The following is a 14887-nucleotide window of genomic DNA, read 5'->3' on the forward strand; positions in this document are numbered from 1 at the left end:
GAACGGGTCAGTAGAGCAGACCGGTGAGGCGCGCCCGGGCCTTCATCACGCGCGGGTCGGTGACACCGGCAACCTGGAAGAGCTCGAGCAGTCGGGTCCGGGCGGTGTCCTTCCCGGTCTGATCGAGCTCCGGGAAGAGCGTCAACAGGCGATCGAACGCGTCCTCGAGGTGCCCACCGGACACGTCGAGGTCGGCGACGAGGAGCTGGGCATCGAGGTCGGCGGGAGCGGCTGCAGCACCACCACGGATGTCGTCGAGCGTCTTGCCCGCAAGCCGGTGAAGGAGACGCACCTGGGCGAGCCCGGCGACGGCCATGTCGTCGTTCGGATTCTGCGCGATCGCCTTCTCGAACGCAGCGATCGCCGCCGGGTAGTCGGCGCGGTCGATCGCCTCGTACGCTTCGGCGTGCAGCGGCGGGAGCGGCGGCTCGACGGGCTCCGCGGGCGCAGCGCCTCCGTCACCACCGGCGATGACCGCTCGGCCGGCGACTCCGTTCTGCTCGGCCAGCTGGAGGAGCTGCTCGATCACGTCTCTGACCTGGCTCTCGGGGATCGCTCCGTTGAACATCGGCACCGGGCGCCCACCGACCACCGCGACGACCATCGGGATGGACTGAGCTTGGAAGGCCTGCGAGAGCTGCGGGTTGGTGTCGACGTCGACCTTCGCGAGGACGAACCGGCCGGCATACTCCTCCGCCAGACGCTCGAGCACCGGGGAGAGCTGCTTGCACGGCCCGCACCACTCTGCCCACAGGTCGATGACGACCGGCACGACCGAGGAGAGCTCGACGACCTGGCCGAAGCCGTCATCGGTGGCATCGAAGACGAAGGACGGGACCTCGACGGTCTGGCCGGTGGTCGCACCCGGAGCTTCTGCAGCCGGTGCGCCAGGCTGCGAGGGGGCAGCCGGGGCAGGCGTCTGGTGACGGCGGGCGAGGCCTGAGAGGTCTACCGCGCCGCGCAGGTGCGCTGCGCTCGGTTCGGCGCCACTCACGGGAGCTCCGACGCGGCGATGAGGGACTGGGTGAATCCGAGCAAGGTGATCTTCTCTCCAGAGTTGACGGCTGGCACGTAGAACAGGAGCTGGTCGCCATAGGTGGCCTGAGTGCCCTTCGCGCTCTCGGTGATCCCGGAGAGCGCGGCGACCGCACCAGATGGTTTCACGGTAGCACCGGCCGTGACGACCGTGACCGTCTCGCCTTCATGCACGTTGACTGCGACGATGGCGCCGGAGTCGTTCGTCGCGAGCGCGACGTTCGGCCCGTTGCCGGCAGCGGCCGAGAAGGCGATGCTCGCGGTCGTGGGCAGGTTGGCGGCCTTCGTGACTCGGTCGGCCGCGACCTGGGTGCGGAAGACGTCGCCGTCAGCGTCGAAGAGACCGGCGAAACTGCTCGCGTCGCCATTGGTGATGATGTCCGCGTATGCGGCGGCGATCTGCTCCGGCGGCAGGACGAGGAGCTTGGAATCCGGCGGCACACTGGCCGCGCCGATCGTCGCGGGTGCGACGTTCTCGAGTCTGGCGCCTTCCAGCAGTTTCTCCGCGTACACCACCTGGTAGTTCGAGCGCGCGTCCTCCTGCGTCATCACGAGTACCGTCGGCGAGACGGTCTCGTCGGACTTGTCCTGGATGGCCGTCATGACGGTACGCGGCCAGGCATCCGTCGCCTGTGGCAGCGTCAGGGTCACGGGAGAAGCAGGGATGAGTGTCGGGCCGGCGGCGTCCGCGACAGCGGTCCGCAGCGCGTAGTTCGCGGTGCGTTCCTCGAGCGCAGGGCCAGCGAACCGCACAGCCGCTGCCTTCCCGTCGAGCGCGGCGTCGGCCTCAGCGGCGGCGGTCGAGATCCTGGAGACGATGCGCTCCACCTGCGGCACGGTCACGACCGGCGCAGCGAAGTCCTGGTCTTGACTGTCTGCAGGCAGATCGGTCGCGGTGACGCTCGGGCTCGGTGACGCTGCGCCGATCGTCGGCCAGTAGTCCTGAGAGCATCCGCTCAGGCCGAGCGTGCCGACGAGCACGAGTGGCACGCCCACCATCAGCGAACGACGGAACGGGTTGCGCCCGCCCGGTTTCGATCCGAGCTCGGCGTCGCGCTTCGCCTTCTGGGGCTTCGGCGGCTTCGGCATCTTCGTGAGCCCCTTCTTTCCCTGGGTGATCCCCTTCCGGCGCGGTCCACGCGAGCGACGCATGCGGTTGATGCCGGACAGGTAGAGGACGATTCCGGCGAGGAGCACGATGATGCCACCGGTGATCAGGGGACCCGCCCATGGCGTCGAGTTGTCGAGCGGCCAGGAGAGGCGGAGCGAGTCCGGCGCCGGCTCCGAGCCGTCGGTGGCGATGAGGACGTCGATGTCCTTCGGGAGGCTCACCGTCGCGATGACGGCTCCCGCCTCGTCGTACTCGCCGAGCCAGAGGTCGGATCCACGCGGGTTCGGGCCCTTCTCGTCCGATGCAGCCGTGTCCTCGCCCGACGCGTCCGGGGCGGCGGAGGGTTCTGCAGCGCTGTCGTCGGTCGCTGCGTCGTCGCTCGAGGTGTCGTCCGAGGGGACGACGCTCTCCGTCGTCAGCTCGGTTCCCGCACTGTTCACCCCGACCCGCGTGTACGGCTCGTCGCCCAGCCAGGCGGCGATGTCGTCGGAGCGCCCATAGCTCATGAAGACCTGCGTGTCGCCGCCGGCGCTCGCCACGATCGACTGCGCTCCTGGCTGAGACTGCAGGACGCTACCCGGCACCACGATGAAGCGCTCGCCGCCGTCCACGGTCGCGGAGAGGCTGAAAGTGCCCGGCTGCAGGAACACGGTACGTTGCGCGATGCCCGTCACGATCATGACGGCAGCCACGACGAACGCGGCGATGGCGAGAACGAAACGCACGGAAAACTCTCCTCTGGCGTCGGAGCGACGCGTGTGATCGTGCGTCCGACGGGTTCCGGCGGGTCGGGCCGGCACGAGACGCAGATGGTTCAGGCTATCGGATGTGTCTGAGAGCGTGCTAGACGGCCGCTGGGAGGCTCTGGGCCGGCCACTCGGTCGGGAGTGGCAGCGCCGCGGGGTTCATGGCCCGGACGATCTCCGTCAGCACGCGCAGCGTCTGGCTCTCCCCCACCCAGAGGTGCTTCGCGCCGTCGACGGCGATGAGCGTGGTGTGCGGGACGACGGCGAACCGCTCGGTGGCCTCAGGGGGCCGCAGGTAGTCGTCGTGTTCGGGGACGAGCACCACGAGCGGACGCGTGTCGTCGGCCCAGGCGAGCAGTTCAGCATCGGACGTCCGATGAAGCGGCGGCGACAGCAGGATGACGCCGTCGACCGGCGCATCGCGTCCGTATTTGAGCGCGAGCTCGGTGCCGAAGGACCAGCCGAGCAACCACGGGTTCGGCAAACCGCGCTCAGCCACGAAGGCGAGCGCAGCCTCGACGTCAGCCCGTTCGGCTGTCCCACCGTCGAACGCACCGTCGCTTGTGCCTCGCGGCGACGACGTGCCGCGGGTGTTGAAGCGCAGCACCGCAATCCCTGCGAGGGCGGGGAGTCGGGCCGCGGCCTTCCGGAGGACGTGGGAGTCCATGAAGCCACCGGCCGTCGGCAACGGATGGAGCGTCACGAGCGTCGCGACGATCGGCCCCTCGGTCGGCGTCGCGAGTTCGCCGACGAGCGTCAGACCATCGCTCGTGTGCAGTTCGATGTCCTCACGCACGGCGGGCAGTTGCGTACCGCCGCGGATCTCGATCGTTTCGTTCATGCGGTGCGTCCTCCTCGGACTGGTGCTGTCACGGACTCGACGCGGATGGGGCTCACCGGATCCGCCAGCAGTGGGAGTGCCAGTGCCTGCGTGCGGCGATATCCGCCGCGTCACCCATGAGGCCGTCGGCCCGCCAGGTGACCAGGTGGGCGGTACCGATCGCGATCGGCTGGACGCAGCCCGGACAGACGTAGGTCTTCTGGGCGCTCGCCCCCGTGACCGGTTGGACGTACCAGACGCCGTCCCGATGGTCCTCGGTGCGCTTCCAGCCGGCCATCAGTCGTCCGAGGCCATTGCTCTCGTCGTCGTCTCCTGGCCGTGGCCGGTGGCGGTGGTGTCGAGGCATGGGTCAAGTCTAGGCACAGCTGCGCCGACACCCGTGGTGCAGACGCGGCCCGGTGACTCAGTACCAGCCGGCGTCTTCCGAGTGCGCCCAGGCGCCGCACGGCGTGCTGTAGCGGCTCGTGATGTATCCGAGGCCCCAGGTGATCTGCGTGGCGGGGTTCGTCGCCCAGTCGGCGCCCGCCGAAGCCATCTTGGACCCGGGAAGCGCCTGCGGGATGCCCGTGGCACCGGAGCTGGCGTTGTATGCGTACACGTTCCAGCCCGACTCACGGTTCCAGAGTGAAACCAGGCAGCTGTACTCGCCCTCACCCCAGCCGTTCGCCATCACCATCTCGTAGGCGATGGCCTGGGCCGTACCCGGATCTGGGACGCCTGCAGCCGGCGCACTCCCCGACGATGACGAGGAGCCGTCGGTGGCGGCAGGCGTGGCGACGACGGGAGGCGGCGGCGCGACGACCTCATAGCCGTCACGCGAGAACGTGTACTGGTAATTCGAGCTCGCGACGACGGACTGGGCTGCGTTGCCGCCGAATTGCGCTTCCTGCTCGACATAGGACGACGCGACCACGCTGGAGGTGGGATCGACCATGGTGACCGCGACGAAGCCGAAAGCGGCCGTGGCCGCGAAGATACCGAGCACCTTCTTCCCGCGCGAACGCGGTCGACGGTATGACTGAACCGCCTTACCGGAGGACGGCTGGGCTCGGGGCTTCCATGGGGTCACGTCAGTTGAGTCTTGAGGCACGATGCATCGATGTTAGCCGAGAATGCCTGATCAGGCCACCGGAGCTCCGGATGTTCAGCGAACCGCCAGCATGACGTCGACCACACTGTCGAGCAGCGCGTCCACCTGCGACTCCCGATATCCGGCCCACTGGTTGCGGAAGACCGCGGTCCGGACCCGGTCGACGCTCAGGGGTGTCCCGTCGTGGAAGTAGGCCACGAGACGGTCTGCGAGAGCGTCGACATCCTTCTTGCTGTAGCCGCGGGACAGGAAGCTGACTCGCTGGAAGCGCTGACCTTCCGGCCTGGTGAGCCGGTTCAGGATGACCTGGGCGGTCCCTCGGGCGTCGCGCAGCCACTCCTTCGCACCACGCTCCTCGACCGAGCGCTCGCGTTCGCGCAGCGAGAAGGCATCCTCGAGGCGTTCGAGTGCGGCATCCACGTGTTCGGTGCTGTACCCGCCCCGACTCAGGCGGAACGCGACGTGCCGGATGTCCTCGGCCGTGAGGATCGGCTCGGCGCCGGCCTCCTGCCCGTAGGCGGCGCGGGCACGGTCGAGGAACTCGTCGACCTCGTCGGGGTCGTAACCACGCTTCGAACGTTTTGTGGAGGGAAAGGTCGTGCTCACCCGACCATTCTCCCCCATGCGGGGCTGAACGGACGAAATCGGCAGGCCGATCAGACCGCGAGACCGCCGAACAGCAGGTACACGACGTACGCGACCACGGCCGACGGGAGGATCGAGTCGAGTCGATCGAGGAAGCCGCCGTGGCCGGGAAGCCAGGAACTCATGTCCTTGATGCCGATGTCACGCTTGATGAGGGACTCACCCAGGTCGCCGACGGTCGCACTGCCGAGCAGCAGCAGACCGAGCAGCACACCGACCCACCACGGCACGCCGAGCATGAGGATCGCGAGCAGCACGCCCGCGACGACCGCGGCGACACCGGCGCCCGCGAAACCCTCCCAGGTCTTGTTCGGGCTGATGACCGGTGCCATCTTGTGCTTGCCGAACGACAGACCGCTGGCGTACGCCCCCACATCCACGCAGATGACGAGGATGAGGAACGTGAGCGTCCACCACTCGCCGTCCGGCTGCGCCACGAGCAGGACCGCGAAGGAGGCGAGGAACGGCACGTACACCTGGATGAAGGTGCCGGACGCGATGTCGCGAACGAGTGTCGGCAGGTCGGTCCGGCGAGAGGCCACCGCCTGCTCAGCGATCCGCCACACGGCGACGAGCAGGATCCCCAGCAGGACGACGGACCACCGCCAGACGTCGTGCAGGAAGAACGCTGCCGGTTGCATGGCGACCGCAGAGATCACTGTCGGTATGGCCGGCACACGACGCCCAGTGTGTTCGAGCGCCTTCCGCAGCTCGAGCGCGGCGAAGGCGACGACCGCCGCCGCCAGCAGGACGAAGATCACCTTGAAGATGATCAGGCTGACGAGCATGATGCCACCCGCGGCGACCCCGATGAGGATCGCGTTCACGAGGTTACGGCCGACCCTGGCCTCGATGCGCTCGTTCGTCGCGTCGAACTGGGCCTTGGTCGCCTGCACCTGACGCTCGATGTCGGCCCTGGTGACCCCCACCTGCTTCTCGAACTTCGCGCGGCGGTCCTTCAACTGCGAGCGGATGTCCTGCGGGTCGAGCTTGCCGTGCTTCACCCGCTCGGGCGTCGGCTGCTCACCGGACTGCCCTGAAGCGACTTCGTCTTCCACGGGTACCTCCAGCGGGCCAGCCGACGACGATCGAACGGATCGGACGGCGAACGGATCAAGTGACGAGGAGCTGCTCAGATGGAGAGGAGCTCGGTCTCCTTGGCCTTCAGGGCAGCGTCGACGGCGTCGATGTGCGACTTCGTGATCGCCTCGAGCTCCTTCTCGCCACGCGCGACGTCATCGTCGCCGACCTCGCTCTTCAACGCTTCGAGGTCGTCCTTACCCTTGCGACGGATGTTGCGGATGGACACCTTGGCGTCCTCACCCTTGCCCTTGACGACCTTCACGTACTCTTTGCGTCGTTCTGCCGTGAGTTCGGGCATGGTGACGCGGATCACGGTGCCGTCGTTCGTCGGGTTCGCGCCCAGGTTCGGGATGTCGCGGATGGCCTGCTCGATGTCGCGCAGCACCGTCTTGTCGTAGGGGGTCACGACGATGGTTCGTGCCTCCTGGTTCTGCAGCGAGGCGAGCTGCGCGAGAGGCGTCGGCGTCCCGTAGTAGCTGACGAGCACCTTCTGGAACAGCTGGGGGTTGGCACGACCCGTTCGCACCGTGGCGAAATCGTCCTTGGCGGCCTCGACGGCCTTCGACATCCGGGTTCCAACATCCGTGAGGACATCCGCGATCACGAGCACTCCTTCGATTGCATTACTGGGTTCAGTCTAGTCGGGCGTCGGGCCGCGGCCGGTTCGCCCTGCCGCTCAGGCCGAGGTGACGAGCGTGCCGATCTCAGCGCCACGGATGGCTGCGGTCACGTTTCCGGCCGGCTCCATACCGAAGACACGCATCGGCATGCCGTTGTCCATGCAGAGACTGAAGGCGGTCGAGTCGACGACCTTGAGCCCGCGCTGGAGCGCCTCCTGGTAGGAGATCGTATCGATCTTCGTCGCGGTCGCATCAAGGCGGGGATCTGCCGTGTAGACACCGTCGACACCGTTCTTGGCGACGAGGACCTCGTCGGCACCGATCTCGAGGGCGCGCTGCGCCGAGACGGTGTCGGTGGAGAAGTACGGGAGCCCGGCGCCGGCGCCGAAGATGACGACACGGCCCTTCTCGAGGTGCCGCTCTGCACGGAGCGGAATGTACGGCTCGGCGACCTGGGTCATCGCGATCGCGGACTGCACACGCGTCGCTGCCCCGGCCTGCTCGAGGAAGTCCTGGAGCGCGAGGGCGTTCATCACCGTGCCGAGCATGCCCATGTAGTCGGCACGACCACGGTCCATCCCCCGCTGACTGAGCTCTGCCCCACGGAAGAAGTTGCCGCCACCGACGACGACCGCGACCTCCACGTCCGCCGTCGCCTCAGCGATCTCGCGGGCGATCGCTCCGACGACGTCGGGGTTGACGCCGAGCTGGCCGCCTCCGAACGCCTCACCTGACAGTTTGAGCAGTACTCTGCGCTTCTTCTCCGGCATCCGCCTGTCCTTCCTCGTCCCTCACACAACCTAGCGCCCCGAACCGCACACTGTCCCCGACACGTGGCGCCCCGATGGCCGGATCGTCACCGATCCTGCGTGCGCGGGCAGCCCCGCGCACGCAAAGGGGTCCGGATCGCCACTGGCGATCCGGACCCCGTCACAACTGTTACGCGCCGACCTTGAAGCGGGCGAACCCGGTCACGGTGAGGCCCGCGTCAGCGAGCACCTTCTGCACGGACAGCTTGTTGTCCTTGGCGTAATCCTGCTCGAGGAGCGCAACCTGCTTGAAGTACGCGGTCACGCGGCCTTCGACGATCTTCGGCAGTGCAGCCTCGGGCTTGCCCTCGTTCTTCGAGATCTCGGTGACGATCTCGCGCTCCTTCTCGACCTCGTCGGCCGGGACGTCGTCACGGCTGAGGTAGGAGGGGTTCGCGAAGGAGATGTGCTGCGCGATGCTGCGAGCCGTCTCCGCGTCGTCGCCCGAGTAACCGACGACCACACCGACCTGCGCGGGCAGGTCCTTGTTGGTCTTGTGGAGGTAGACGGCGAAGTGCTCGCCCTCGACCACCGCGAGGCGACGGAGCTCGAACTTCTCACCGATGATCGCTGCGGAGTCCGCGATGACCTCGGCGACGGTCTTGCCGTCCACCGGAGCCGCGTTGCCCTCTTCGACCGTGGTCGCGCCGGCGGCGACGACCGCGTCGAGGACGACGTCGGACAGGGCGAGGAACTTCTCACCCTTGGCGACGAAGTCGGTCTCGCAGGCGAGCTCGATCAGCGTGGCGGTGTTGCCGTTCTCTTTCGCGGCGACGAGGCCCTCGCTCGTGGAGCGGTCAGCACGCTTCGCGTTGCCCTTCGCACCCTTGAGACGCAGGATCTCGGTCGCCTTCTCGACGTCGCCATCGGCTTCGACGAGTGCGTTCTTCGTGTCGACCATGCCGGTGCCGAGCTGCTCGCGCAGCACCTTCAGGTCAGCGAGAGAAAAGTTGGCCATTGCTGGGGTTCTCCTTGCTTACTTCTCGTCGGCGACGACGGCTGCAGCTGCACCCTCGGCGTCGGCGGCGGACTCGGTTGCTGCGACCTCGACGTCCTCGACAGCCGGAGCTGCCTCGACGGCGTCGGTAGCGGCGATCGCCTCGTCGGCGACCTTCTCGGTCTCAGCGGAACCCTGCTCGCCGCCCTGGAGCAGCTCCTGCTCCCACTCGGCCAGCGGCTCGGCCGGGGCGTCGCCCTCGGTCGGCTTCTGGTGGCGCTGGATGAGGCCCTCGGCGGCGGCGTCGGCGATGATACGCGTCAGCAGGCCGACGGAACGGATCGCGTCGTCGTTACCCGGGATCGGGTAGGTGACCTCGTCGGGGTCGCAGTTGGTGTCGAGGATGCCGATGACCGGGATGCCGAGCTTGCGCGCCTCGTCGATCGCGAGGTGCTCCTTCTTGGTGTCGACGACCCAGAGCGCCGACGGCGTCTTGGAGAGGTTGCGGATACCGCCGAGCGACTTGTGGAGCTTGTCCAGCTCGCGCTTCTTGATGAGGAGTTCCTTCTTGGTGAAGCCGCTCTTGGAGGCGTCTTCGAAGTCGAGCTCCTCGAGCTCCTTCATCCGGGCGAGTCGCTTCGACACCGTCTGGAAGTTGGTGAGGAGGCCACCGAGCCAACGCTGGTTGACGTAGGGCTGGCCGACGCGCGTCGCCTGCTCGGCGATGACTTCCTGAGCCTGCTTCTTCGTGCCGACGAAGAGGATGGTTCCACCGTGGGCGACCGTCTCCTTGACGAAGTCGAACGCCTGGTCGATGTAGCCGAGCGACTGCTGCAGGTCGATGATGTAGATGCCGGAACGCTCGGTGAAGATGAATCGCTTCATCTTCGGGTTCCAACGGCGGGTCTGGTGCCCGAAGTGCACGCCGCTGTCGAGCAGCTGGCGGATGGTTACGACGGCCATGAGCCGTTCTCCTGTTCTGCGCTCGCCACTCGCCGCACAGGCGGAAGAGTGGGAGTGCCTCGGTTGTCTGACGGACCGGATGGCCACGTCCCTGGTGCCCGGCACACGTCCGCCACGCTCGTGAGAGCGAGGACCGATTGGAAGTGATGGCCGAAATGGCACGCGTAGTCACCCCGACGAGCGAGGTGCTCCAGACAGCATAGCATCCGGGCGCGGCGCGATCGTGCTCCACAGGGGCGCACTCCGGATGGATTTCCGCGTGCGCTCGGGCGCTCTGGATCACGTCCGCCCGAATCCGTCAGGCTCGGAACATGACCATGACCGTCCCGCGCGCAATCCTCTCCATCTGCGTCCTCCTGGCGGCTCTCCCGCCGACCTCGAGCGCAGCCGCTCCGCCGACGTCTCCATCGTGGGCGTGGCCCATTGCCGCACCACATCCGGTCGTCGCCCCGTTCATCGCGCCGCCGACGCCGTACGCTCCGGGTCATCGGGGCATTGACATCGCTGCACGACCAGGCGCATCGGTGTCCGCACCGGCAGACGGCGTGGTGACCTTCGCCGGGAAGGTGGTCGATCGTCCGCTGGTCGTCGTCCAGCACGGGAACGGTCTCGTGTCGAGCATCGAGCCGGTCGTCGGCTCGGTCTCCGTGGGCGATGTGGTCGCCCGGGGTGGGCCGCTCGGCGTCGTCGACAGCGGTGGTCATTGCGGGTCTGCGTGCGCACACTTCGGGGTGCGTCGGGACGGCGCGTACGTGAACCCGCTGACCCTGCTCGGCGAGCTGCCCGCCGCGGTGCTGCTTCCGGTGGGCTGAGCGCCGTCACGCCCTGGGGTGGGCACTGCGGTACGACTCCTTGATGCGCTCCACGGAGACATGCGTGTAGATCTGGGTCGTTGCAAGGCTCGAGTGGCCGAGGAGTTCCTGAACCGCTCTGAGGTCGGCACCGCCGTCGAGCAGGTGCGTCGCCGCGGTGTGGCGGAGCGCGTGCGGCCCGGCAGGACCACCGCCGGGCACCGATTCGAGGAGTCGGGCGACGAGGGTGTACACGGATCGCGCCCCGAGACGGCCACCCCGAGTCCCGAGGAACAGGGCCGACCCAGCACCCGGACGGCGGTCTGAGGCAACCCCGCGTGCGAGGAGCGTCGGCCTTGCACTCATGAGGTAGTCGACGATGGCGGACTGCGCCGGCACTCCGAACGGCACGACGCGCTCCTTGTCGCCCTTGCCGGTCACACGGACGGTCAGTCGATCCAAGTCGAGATCGCCTCGATCGAGTCCGCAGAGCTCCGACACGCGCAACGCGGAGGCGTACAGGAGCTCGACGACCGCGAGGTCGCGGAGCGCGTTCGGCTCCCCCGACGACGCCCGCTCCTCAAGGTCGGCGAGGATCTCGTCGAACGGCCCGCGGCCGACCACCCGAGGCAGGGTTCGCCCGGTCTTCGGACTCCGCAGTCGTGCCGCGACGTCGGTCGTGATCCGACCGGTTCGGAGGAGCCACGCGCTCCACGCCTTGGTCGTCGCCGTGCGTCTCGCGAGCGTCGCCTTCGAGGCGCCGGCTTCCGATGCGTGCCACAGCCAATCGCGCAACAGGTCGAGCGAGACCGCGTCGACGGCCTGGACCCCTCGCTCTTCGGCGAAGCTCGCGAGCTGGCGCAGGTCGGACCGGTATGCGCGGACCGTCTGCACCGAGAGTCTCCGTTCGGCGCTCAGGTGCTCAGCGAAGGCCTCTGAGCTCGTGACGATGTCCACATCGTCAAGCTTGCCGCACCCCTCGGGCGGGAGTCCGCTCCCCCGCCGTGGCACCCGCTCAACGTGCCGAGGCGAGCACCCAGCCGTGTCCGCGCTCATCAACGGCACCGGAGAGGTCGAGCGCTCCGAGCACGGCCGAGACCTCTCGCTGCCCGAGGCCACTCACCTTCGCGATCTCCTCGATCGTCCGCGGCGTACGCGAGCTCAGAGTGTCGCGCACCCGTTTCTCGTCGGGCGAGGCGAAGGCCTCCGCCTGCGCATCGACGGCCGTCCACCCGGCGAGCTCGGCCATTTGTTCGGCGTTCGTGACGCAGGTCGCGGCGTACTCGCGGATGAGCCGGTGGCACCCTGCGGAGGCGGGGCTCGTCACGGGGCCCGGAACGGCGCCGAGCGGCCGACCGAGGGTCGCGGCGTGCCCGGCCGTGTTGATGGACCCCGAACGACTTCCCGCTTCCAGCACCACCGTCGCCGACGAGGCTGCGGCGATGAGTCGGTTCCGTTGCAGGAACCGCCACTTGGTCGGTGTCGAGCCACACGGCGACTCACTGAGGATCGCACCGCGCTCGTCGACGATCCTGCGGATCAACCCTTCGTGCCCCGCGGGGTACGGGCGATCGACGCCACCCGCCAGGAACGCGACAGTGACGCCGCCGCTGGCGAGCGCAGCTCGGTGGGCCGCGCCGTCGATGCCGTACGCCGCACCCGAGACGATCGTGAATCCTCGATCGACGAGGCCGGCGGAGGCCTCGAGCGTCACATGTTCGCCGTATCCGGACGATGCACGCGCCCCGACGAGCGCGATCGCGTGTTCGGCGGAGGCCGACGCAGCGTCGCCGCGCGACCAGAGCGCATGCGGAGCGTGGGGGCCGAGGCCGACGAGACCGGGATGCCAACCGGTGTCGCCGGGCAGAATGAGCTGCGCGCCGACGCCGATCGCCAGCCGACAGGCCGCGACGAGGTCGGCAGCGACGAGCCTCGGCGTCCATCGGTCCAGTGCGGCACCGAGCACCCGTGAGCCGGGTGCCAACGGCGCCCCCTCGGCTGACACCTCGCACGAGGCCTGTCCCCTCGGATCGTCGGTCCATCCCGCGGCGAGGATCCTGCGCTGCAGTTCGGTCGCGCCCACCCGCTCCAGCACCGCCACCAGCGCCTCGGTCGGCCCGAGGGTGTCGACCACGAGGCCCGCCACGCCGTCCCCCGGCTCGGCGATCATCGTCCAGGCGGCGCGGGCGAACGCTGCCCTCGTCGCCGCGTCGTCAGCGTCCGCTCGACCGAGATCGCCCACGAGTTCGCGCACGAGGTCGCTGTCGAGCCCGAACCAGCGGCTCATCAGATGCCCTTCCGGAGGAACAGCGCGCGCCCCAGGTGTTCGCCGGACGGACTGATCGCACCATCCAGATCTGCGAGCGTCCATCCGAGTCGCAGGACACGGTCGTAGCCCCGCATCGTGATCCCCCCGCGTTCGAGTGCTCGGTCGAGGCCTGCGGTGACGGAGCGCCCGAGTCGCATCCTCGTGCTCCGGAGCCAGGGGCCGCTGGCTTGCGCGTTGGTCCGCCAACCGGTGCCTGTCAACCGTTCCGCACTGGCCGCTCGCACGGCCTCGACCCGCGCGCGGGCGTGAACGGTCGTCACGGATCGATCGTCGACCAAGCCGGGCACGGTCGACGTGATCCGCTGCACCCGGACACGGATGTCGATGCGATCGAGCAACGGTCCGGAGATCCGGCCGAGATACCGGCGGCGAGCCTGCGGAGGACAGGCGCAGACGCCGTCGGCCGTCCCGTACTGTCCGCACGGGCACGGGTTCGCGGCGAGCACCAATTGGAACGCTGCCGGGAAGGTGGCGCTGCCATGAGCACGATGCACGGTGACCACGCCCGACTCGAGCGGTTGCCGCAGCGAGTCGAGCACGTCGACCCGGAACTCCGGAGCCTCATCGAGGAACAGCACACCGTGGGCGGCTCGAGCTGCGGCACCCGGCCGGATCTGGCGCGAGCCCCCACCGATGATCGCAGCTGCCGACGAGGAATGGTGAGGGTTCTCCCACGGTGGGCGCCGGGCGAGCATCCCGTCGGGAACCCGGCCGATGAGCGAGCGGAGACAGCTCACCTCGACGGCGGCCTCCGGCTCGAGGTCCGGCAGGAGCTCCGGGAGCCGGGCGGCGAGCATCGTCTTGCCGGCCCCGGGCGGCCCGACGAGCATCGCATGATGTCCGCCTGCAGCGGCGGCGATCATCGCCTCGACGGCATCCGGCTGACCGACGACGTCGGCGAGGTCCAAGGGTTCCGATGCGACGACCGTCTCGGAGCGCAGCCGAACCGGCTCGAGGTCGATCGTGGACAGCTCGGCTCCGTGCCAGATCGCCGCGTCGCGCAACGACGTCGCACCGATCACGGTCACTCCGGGCACGAGCTTGGCCTCCTCGACGTTCGCCGTCGGGACCATGACCGCTTCGTAACCAGCACGTGATGCCGCCAGCACCGCTGGAAGCACACCCGTCGACGGCCGGAGCCGCCCGTCGAGTCCGAGTTCGCCGAGGTGGACCACCCGCTCGGCGGACTCCCGACGGATGAGCCCACCGACCGCGAGACAGGCGAGGGCCATCGCCAGATCGAAGGCGCTCCCTTGCTTCGGCAACGACGCAGGCGAGAGGTTGATCGTGATCTTGCCGCCCGGGAGCTCGCACCCGGAGTTCGCGGTCGCGCTCTTGATGCGGTGAGCCGCTTCACCCAAGGACTTGTCGGGCAGCCCGACGATCGCCATCCCCGGCACGGTCGCGGACGCCGACGCCTCCACTTCGACGATGGCTCCGGTGAGTCCGGCGAGAGCGACGGACCACGTCCGCGCGACAGCCATCAGGACACGCCCCGCAGGTGTTGGAGCCGGACATCACCGTGAGGCGGAACGACGATCCCGATGACATCGACCCGCATCCGCCGCGTTCGCGGTCGGCGGTCGGCGCACCAGGCGTTCGCGAGCCGACCGATCCTGGCCAGCTTCACCGGTGTCACCGCTTCCACGGGATCGCCGAACCCGGTGCCGGACCTCGTCTTCACTTCGACGAACACCAGCGTCCCGTCGTCCTCCGCGACCACATCCAGTTCGCCCTGCGGACACCGCCAGTTGCGATCGAGGATGCGGTACCCGCAGGCCTCGAGATGATCGTTCGCCAATTGCTCGCCATGTCGACCGAGCTCGTCCTTGTGTGCCATGCGCACCTCCTGCACTCCACCCAAGCGGGAAGTGCGGAGCAGGACCG

Annotated in this window: 16 protein-coding genes; 1 reads left to right on the plus strand and 15 read right to left on the minus strand. The window is 68.5% G+C overall.

The genetic code is table 11. From position 1 onward, the window contains the following. Positions 1 to 7: 7 nt before the first annotated feature. From KXS11_RS06955 to rpsB, 11 genes are all read right to left on the minus strand, one after another. Complete coding sequence (locus KXS11_RS06955) at positions 8 to 994, minus strand: tetratricopeptide repeat protein (protein ID WP_437384818.1); 987 nt, start codon at positions 992 to 994, stop codon at positions 8 to 10. After that, positions 991 to 2871 carry a hypothetical protein gene (locus tag KXS11_RS06960; RefSeq protein WP_437384819.1) on the minus strand — a complete coding sequence of 627 codons (1881 nt, stop codon included), beginning with the start codon at positions 2869 to 2871 and terminating at the stop codon, positions 991 to 993. The genes KXS11_RS06955 and KXS11_RS06960 overlap by 4 nt, the downstream gene beginning before the upstream one ends. A 118-nt stretch (positions 2872 to 2989) precedes the next feature. After that, the gene (locus KXS11_RS06965; RefSeq protein ID WP_437384820.1) at positions 2990 to 3733 is read right to left on the minus strand and encodes an alpha/beta hydrolase; all 744 of its coding nucleotides are present in this window, start codon (positions 3731 to 3733) and stop codon (positions 2990 to 2992) included. A gap of 52 nt (positions 3734 to 3785) precedes the next feature. Beyond that, the gene (locus KXS11_RS06970) at positions 3786 to 4079 is read right to left on the minus strand and encodes a hypothetical protein (protein WP_437384821.1); all 294 of its coding nucleotides are present in this window, start codon (positions 4077 to 4079) and stop codon (positions 3786 to 3788) included. 57 nt (positions 4080 to 4136) lie between these two features. After that, positions 4137 to 4802, minus strand: a complete 666-nt coding sequence (locus KXS11_RS06975) for a lytic transglycosylase domain-containing protein (RefSeq protein ID WP_437384822.1) — start codon at positions 4800 to 4802, stop codon at positions 4137 to 4139. A 75-nt stretch (positions 4803 to 4877) separates the two neighbouring features. Beyond that, complete coding sequence (locus KXS11_RS06980; protein WP_437384823.1) at positions 4878 to 5429, minus strand: DivIVA domain-containing protein; 552 nt, start codon at positions 5427 to 5429, stop codon at positions 4878 to 4880. 50 nt (positions 5430 to 5479) lie between these two features. Next, a complete protein-coding gene (locus KXS11_RS06985; protein ID WP_437384824.1) occupies positions 5480 to 6526 on the minus strand; it encodes a phosphatidate cytidylyltransferase in 1047 nt (348 codons plus the stop codon). Between the two features lie 74 nt (positions 6527 to 6600). Beyond that, positions 6601 to 7155, minus strand: coding sequence for a ribosome recycling factor (gene frr / locus KXS11_RS06990; RefSeq protein ID WP_437384825.1), 555 nt, complete (start codon positions 7153 to 7155; stop codon positions 6601 to 6603). A 72-nt stretch (positions 7156 to 7227) separates the two neighbouring features. Then, a complete protein-coding gene (pyrH, locus tag KXS11_RS06995) occupies positions 7228 to 7941 on the minus strand; it encodes a UMP kinase (protein WP_437384826.1) in 714 nt (237 codons plus the stop codon). A gap of 169 nt (positions 7942 to 8110) precedes the next feature. Then, positions 8111 to 8938 (minus strand): translation elongation factor Ts, encoded by an 828-nt coding sequence (gene tsf, locus KXS11_RS07000; RefSeq protein ID WP_437384827.1) that lies wholly within the window; start codon positions 8936 to 8938, stop codon positions 8111 to 8113. An 18-nt stretch (positions 8939 to 8956) separates the two neighbouring features. Continuing rightward, positions 8957 to 9880 carry a 30S ribosomal protein S2 gene (gene rpsB, locus KXS11_RS07005; protein WP_064295105.1) on the minus strand — a complete coding sequence of 308 codons (924 nt, stop codon included), beginning with the start codon at positions 9878 to 9880 and terminating at the stop codon, positions 8957 to 8959. A gap of 311 nt (positions 9881 to 10191) precedes the next feature. Here rpsB and KXS11_RS07010 point away from each other — a divergent pair, with 311 nt between their 5' ends. Further along, positions 10192 to 10692 carry a murein hydrolase activator EnvC family protein gene (locus tag KXS11_RS07010; RefSeq protein WP_437384828.1) on the plus strand — a complete coding sequence of 167 codons (501 nt, stop codon included), beginning with the start codon at positions 10192 to 10194 and terminating at the stop codon, positions 10690 to 10692. Between the two features lie 6 nt (positions 10693 to 10698). On the opposite strand, the gene KXS11_RS07015 is transcribed toward KXS11_RS07010, so the two are convergent. From KXS11_RS07015 to KXS11_RS07030, 4 genes are read right to left on the minus strand one after another with little or no spacing between them, the layout of a single operon-like run. Further along, on the minus strand, positions 10699 to 11628 hold the full coding sequence (locus KXS11_RS07015; protein ID WP_437384829.1) for a tyrosine recombinase XerC: 930 nt from the start codon (positions 11626 to 11628) through the stop codon (positions 10699 to 10701). Between the two features lie 58 nt (positions 11629 to 11686). Beyond that, positions 11687 to 12958, minus strand: a complete 1272-nt coding sequence (gene dprA, locus KXS11_RS07020) for a DNA-processing protein DprA (RefSeq protein WP_437384830.1) — start codon at positions 12956 to 12958, stop codon at positions 11687 to 11689. Then, on the minus strand, positions 12958 to 14484 hold the full coding sequence (locus KXS11_RS07025; protein WP_437384831.1) for a YifB family Mg chelatase-like AAA ATPase: 1527 nt from the start codon (positions 14482 to 14484) through the stop codon (positions 12958 to 12960). The genes dprA and KXS11_RS07025 overlap by 1 nt, the downstream gene beginning before the upstream one ends. Continuing rightward, positions 14484 to 14840, minus strand: coding sequence for a YraN family protein (locus KXS11_RS07030; RefSeq protein ID WP_437384832.1), 357 nt, complete (start codon positions 14838 to 14840; stop codon positions 14484 to 14486). The genes KXS11_RS07025 and KXS11_RS07030 overlap by 1 nt, the downstream gene beginning before the upstream one ends. Between the last annotated feature and the right edge of the window lie 47 nt (positions 14841 to 14887).

Origin of the sequence: Plantibacter flavus (genome assembly GCF_051487245.1) — a bacterium.
Taxonomy (GTDB): domain Bacteria; phylum Actinomycetota; class Actinomycetes; order Actinomycetales; family Microbacteriaceae; genus Plantibacter; species Plantibacter flavus_B.

What these genes read in the sequence shown, in the direction of transcription:
- KXS11_RS06965 (WP_437384820.1), bottom strand. Translation starts at nt 3,733, where the DNA reads ATGAACGAAACGATCGAGATCCGCGGCGGTACGCAACTGCCCGCCGTG.
- KXS11_RS06970 (WP_437384821.1), bottom strand. Translation starts at nt 4,079, where the DNA reads ATGCCTCGACACCACCGCCACCGGCCACGGCCAGGAGACGACGACGAG.
- pyrH (WP_437384826.1), bottom strand. Translation starts at nt 7,941, where the DNA reads ATGCCGGAGAAGAAGCGCAGAGTACTGCTCAAACTGTCAGGTGAGGCG.
- tsf (WP_437384827.1), bottom strand. Translation starts at nt 8,938, where the DNA reads ATGGCCAACTTTTCTCTCGCTGACCTGAAGGTGCTGCGCGAGCAGCTC.
- rpsB (WP_064295105.1), bottom strand. Translation starts at nt 9,880, where the DNA reads ATGGCCGTCGTAACCATCCGCCAGCTGCTCGACAGCGGCGTGCACTTC.
- KXS11_RS07010 (WP_437384828.1), top strand. Translation starts at nt 10,192, where the DNA reads ATGACCATGACCGTCCCGCGCGCAATCCTCTCCATCTGCGTCCTCCTG.
- dprA (WP_437384830.1), bottom strand. Translation starts at nt 12,958, where the DNA reads ATGAGCCGCTGGTTCGGGCTCGACAGCGACCTCGTGCGCGAACTCGTG.
- KXS11_RS07025 (WP_437384831.1), bottom strand. Translation starts at nt 14,484, where the DNA reads ATGGCTGTCGCGCGGACGTGGTCCGTCGCTCTCGCCGGACTCACCGGA.
- KXS11_RS07030 (WP_437384832.1), bottom strand. Translation starts at nt 14,840, where the DNA reads ATGGCACACAAGGACGAGCTCGGTCGACATGGCGAGCAATTGGCGAAC.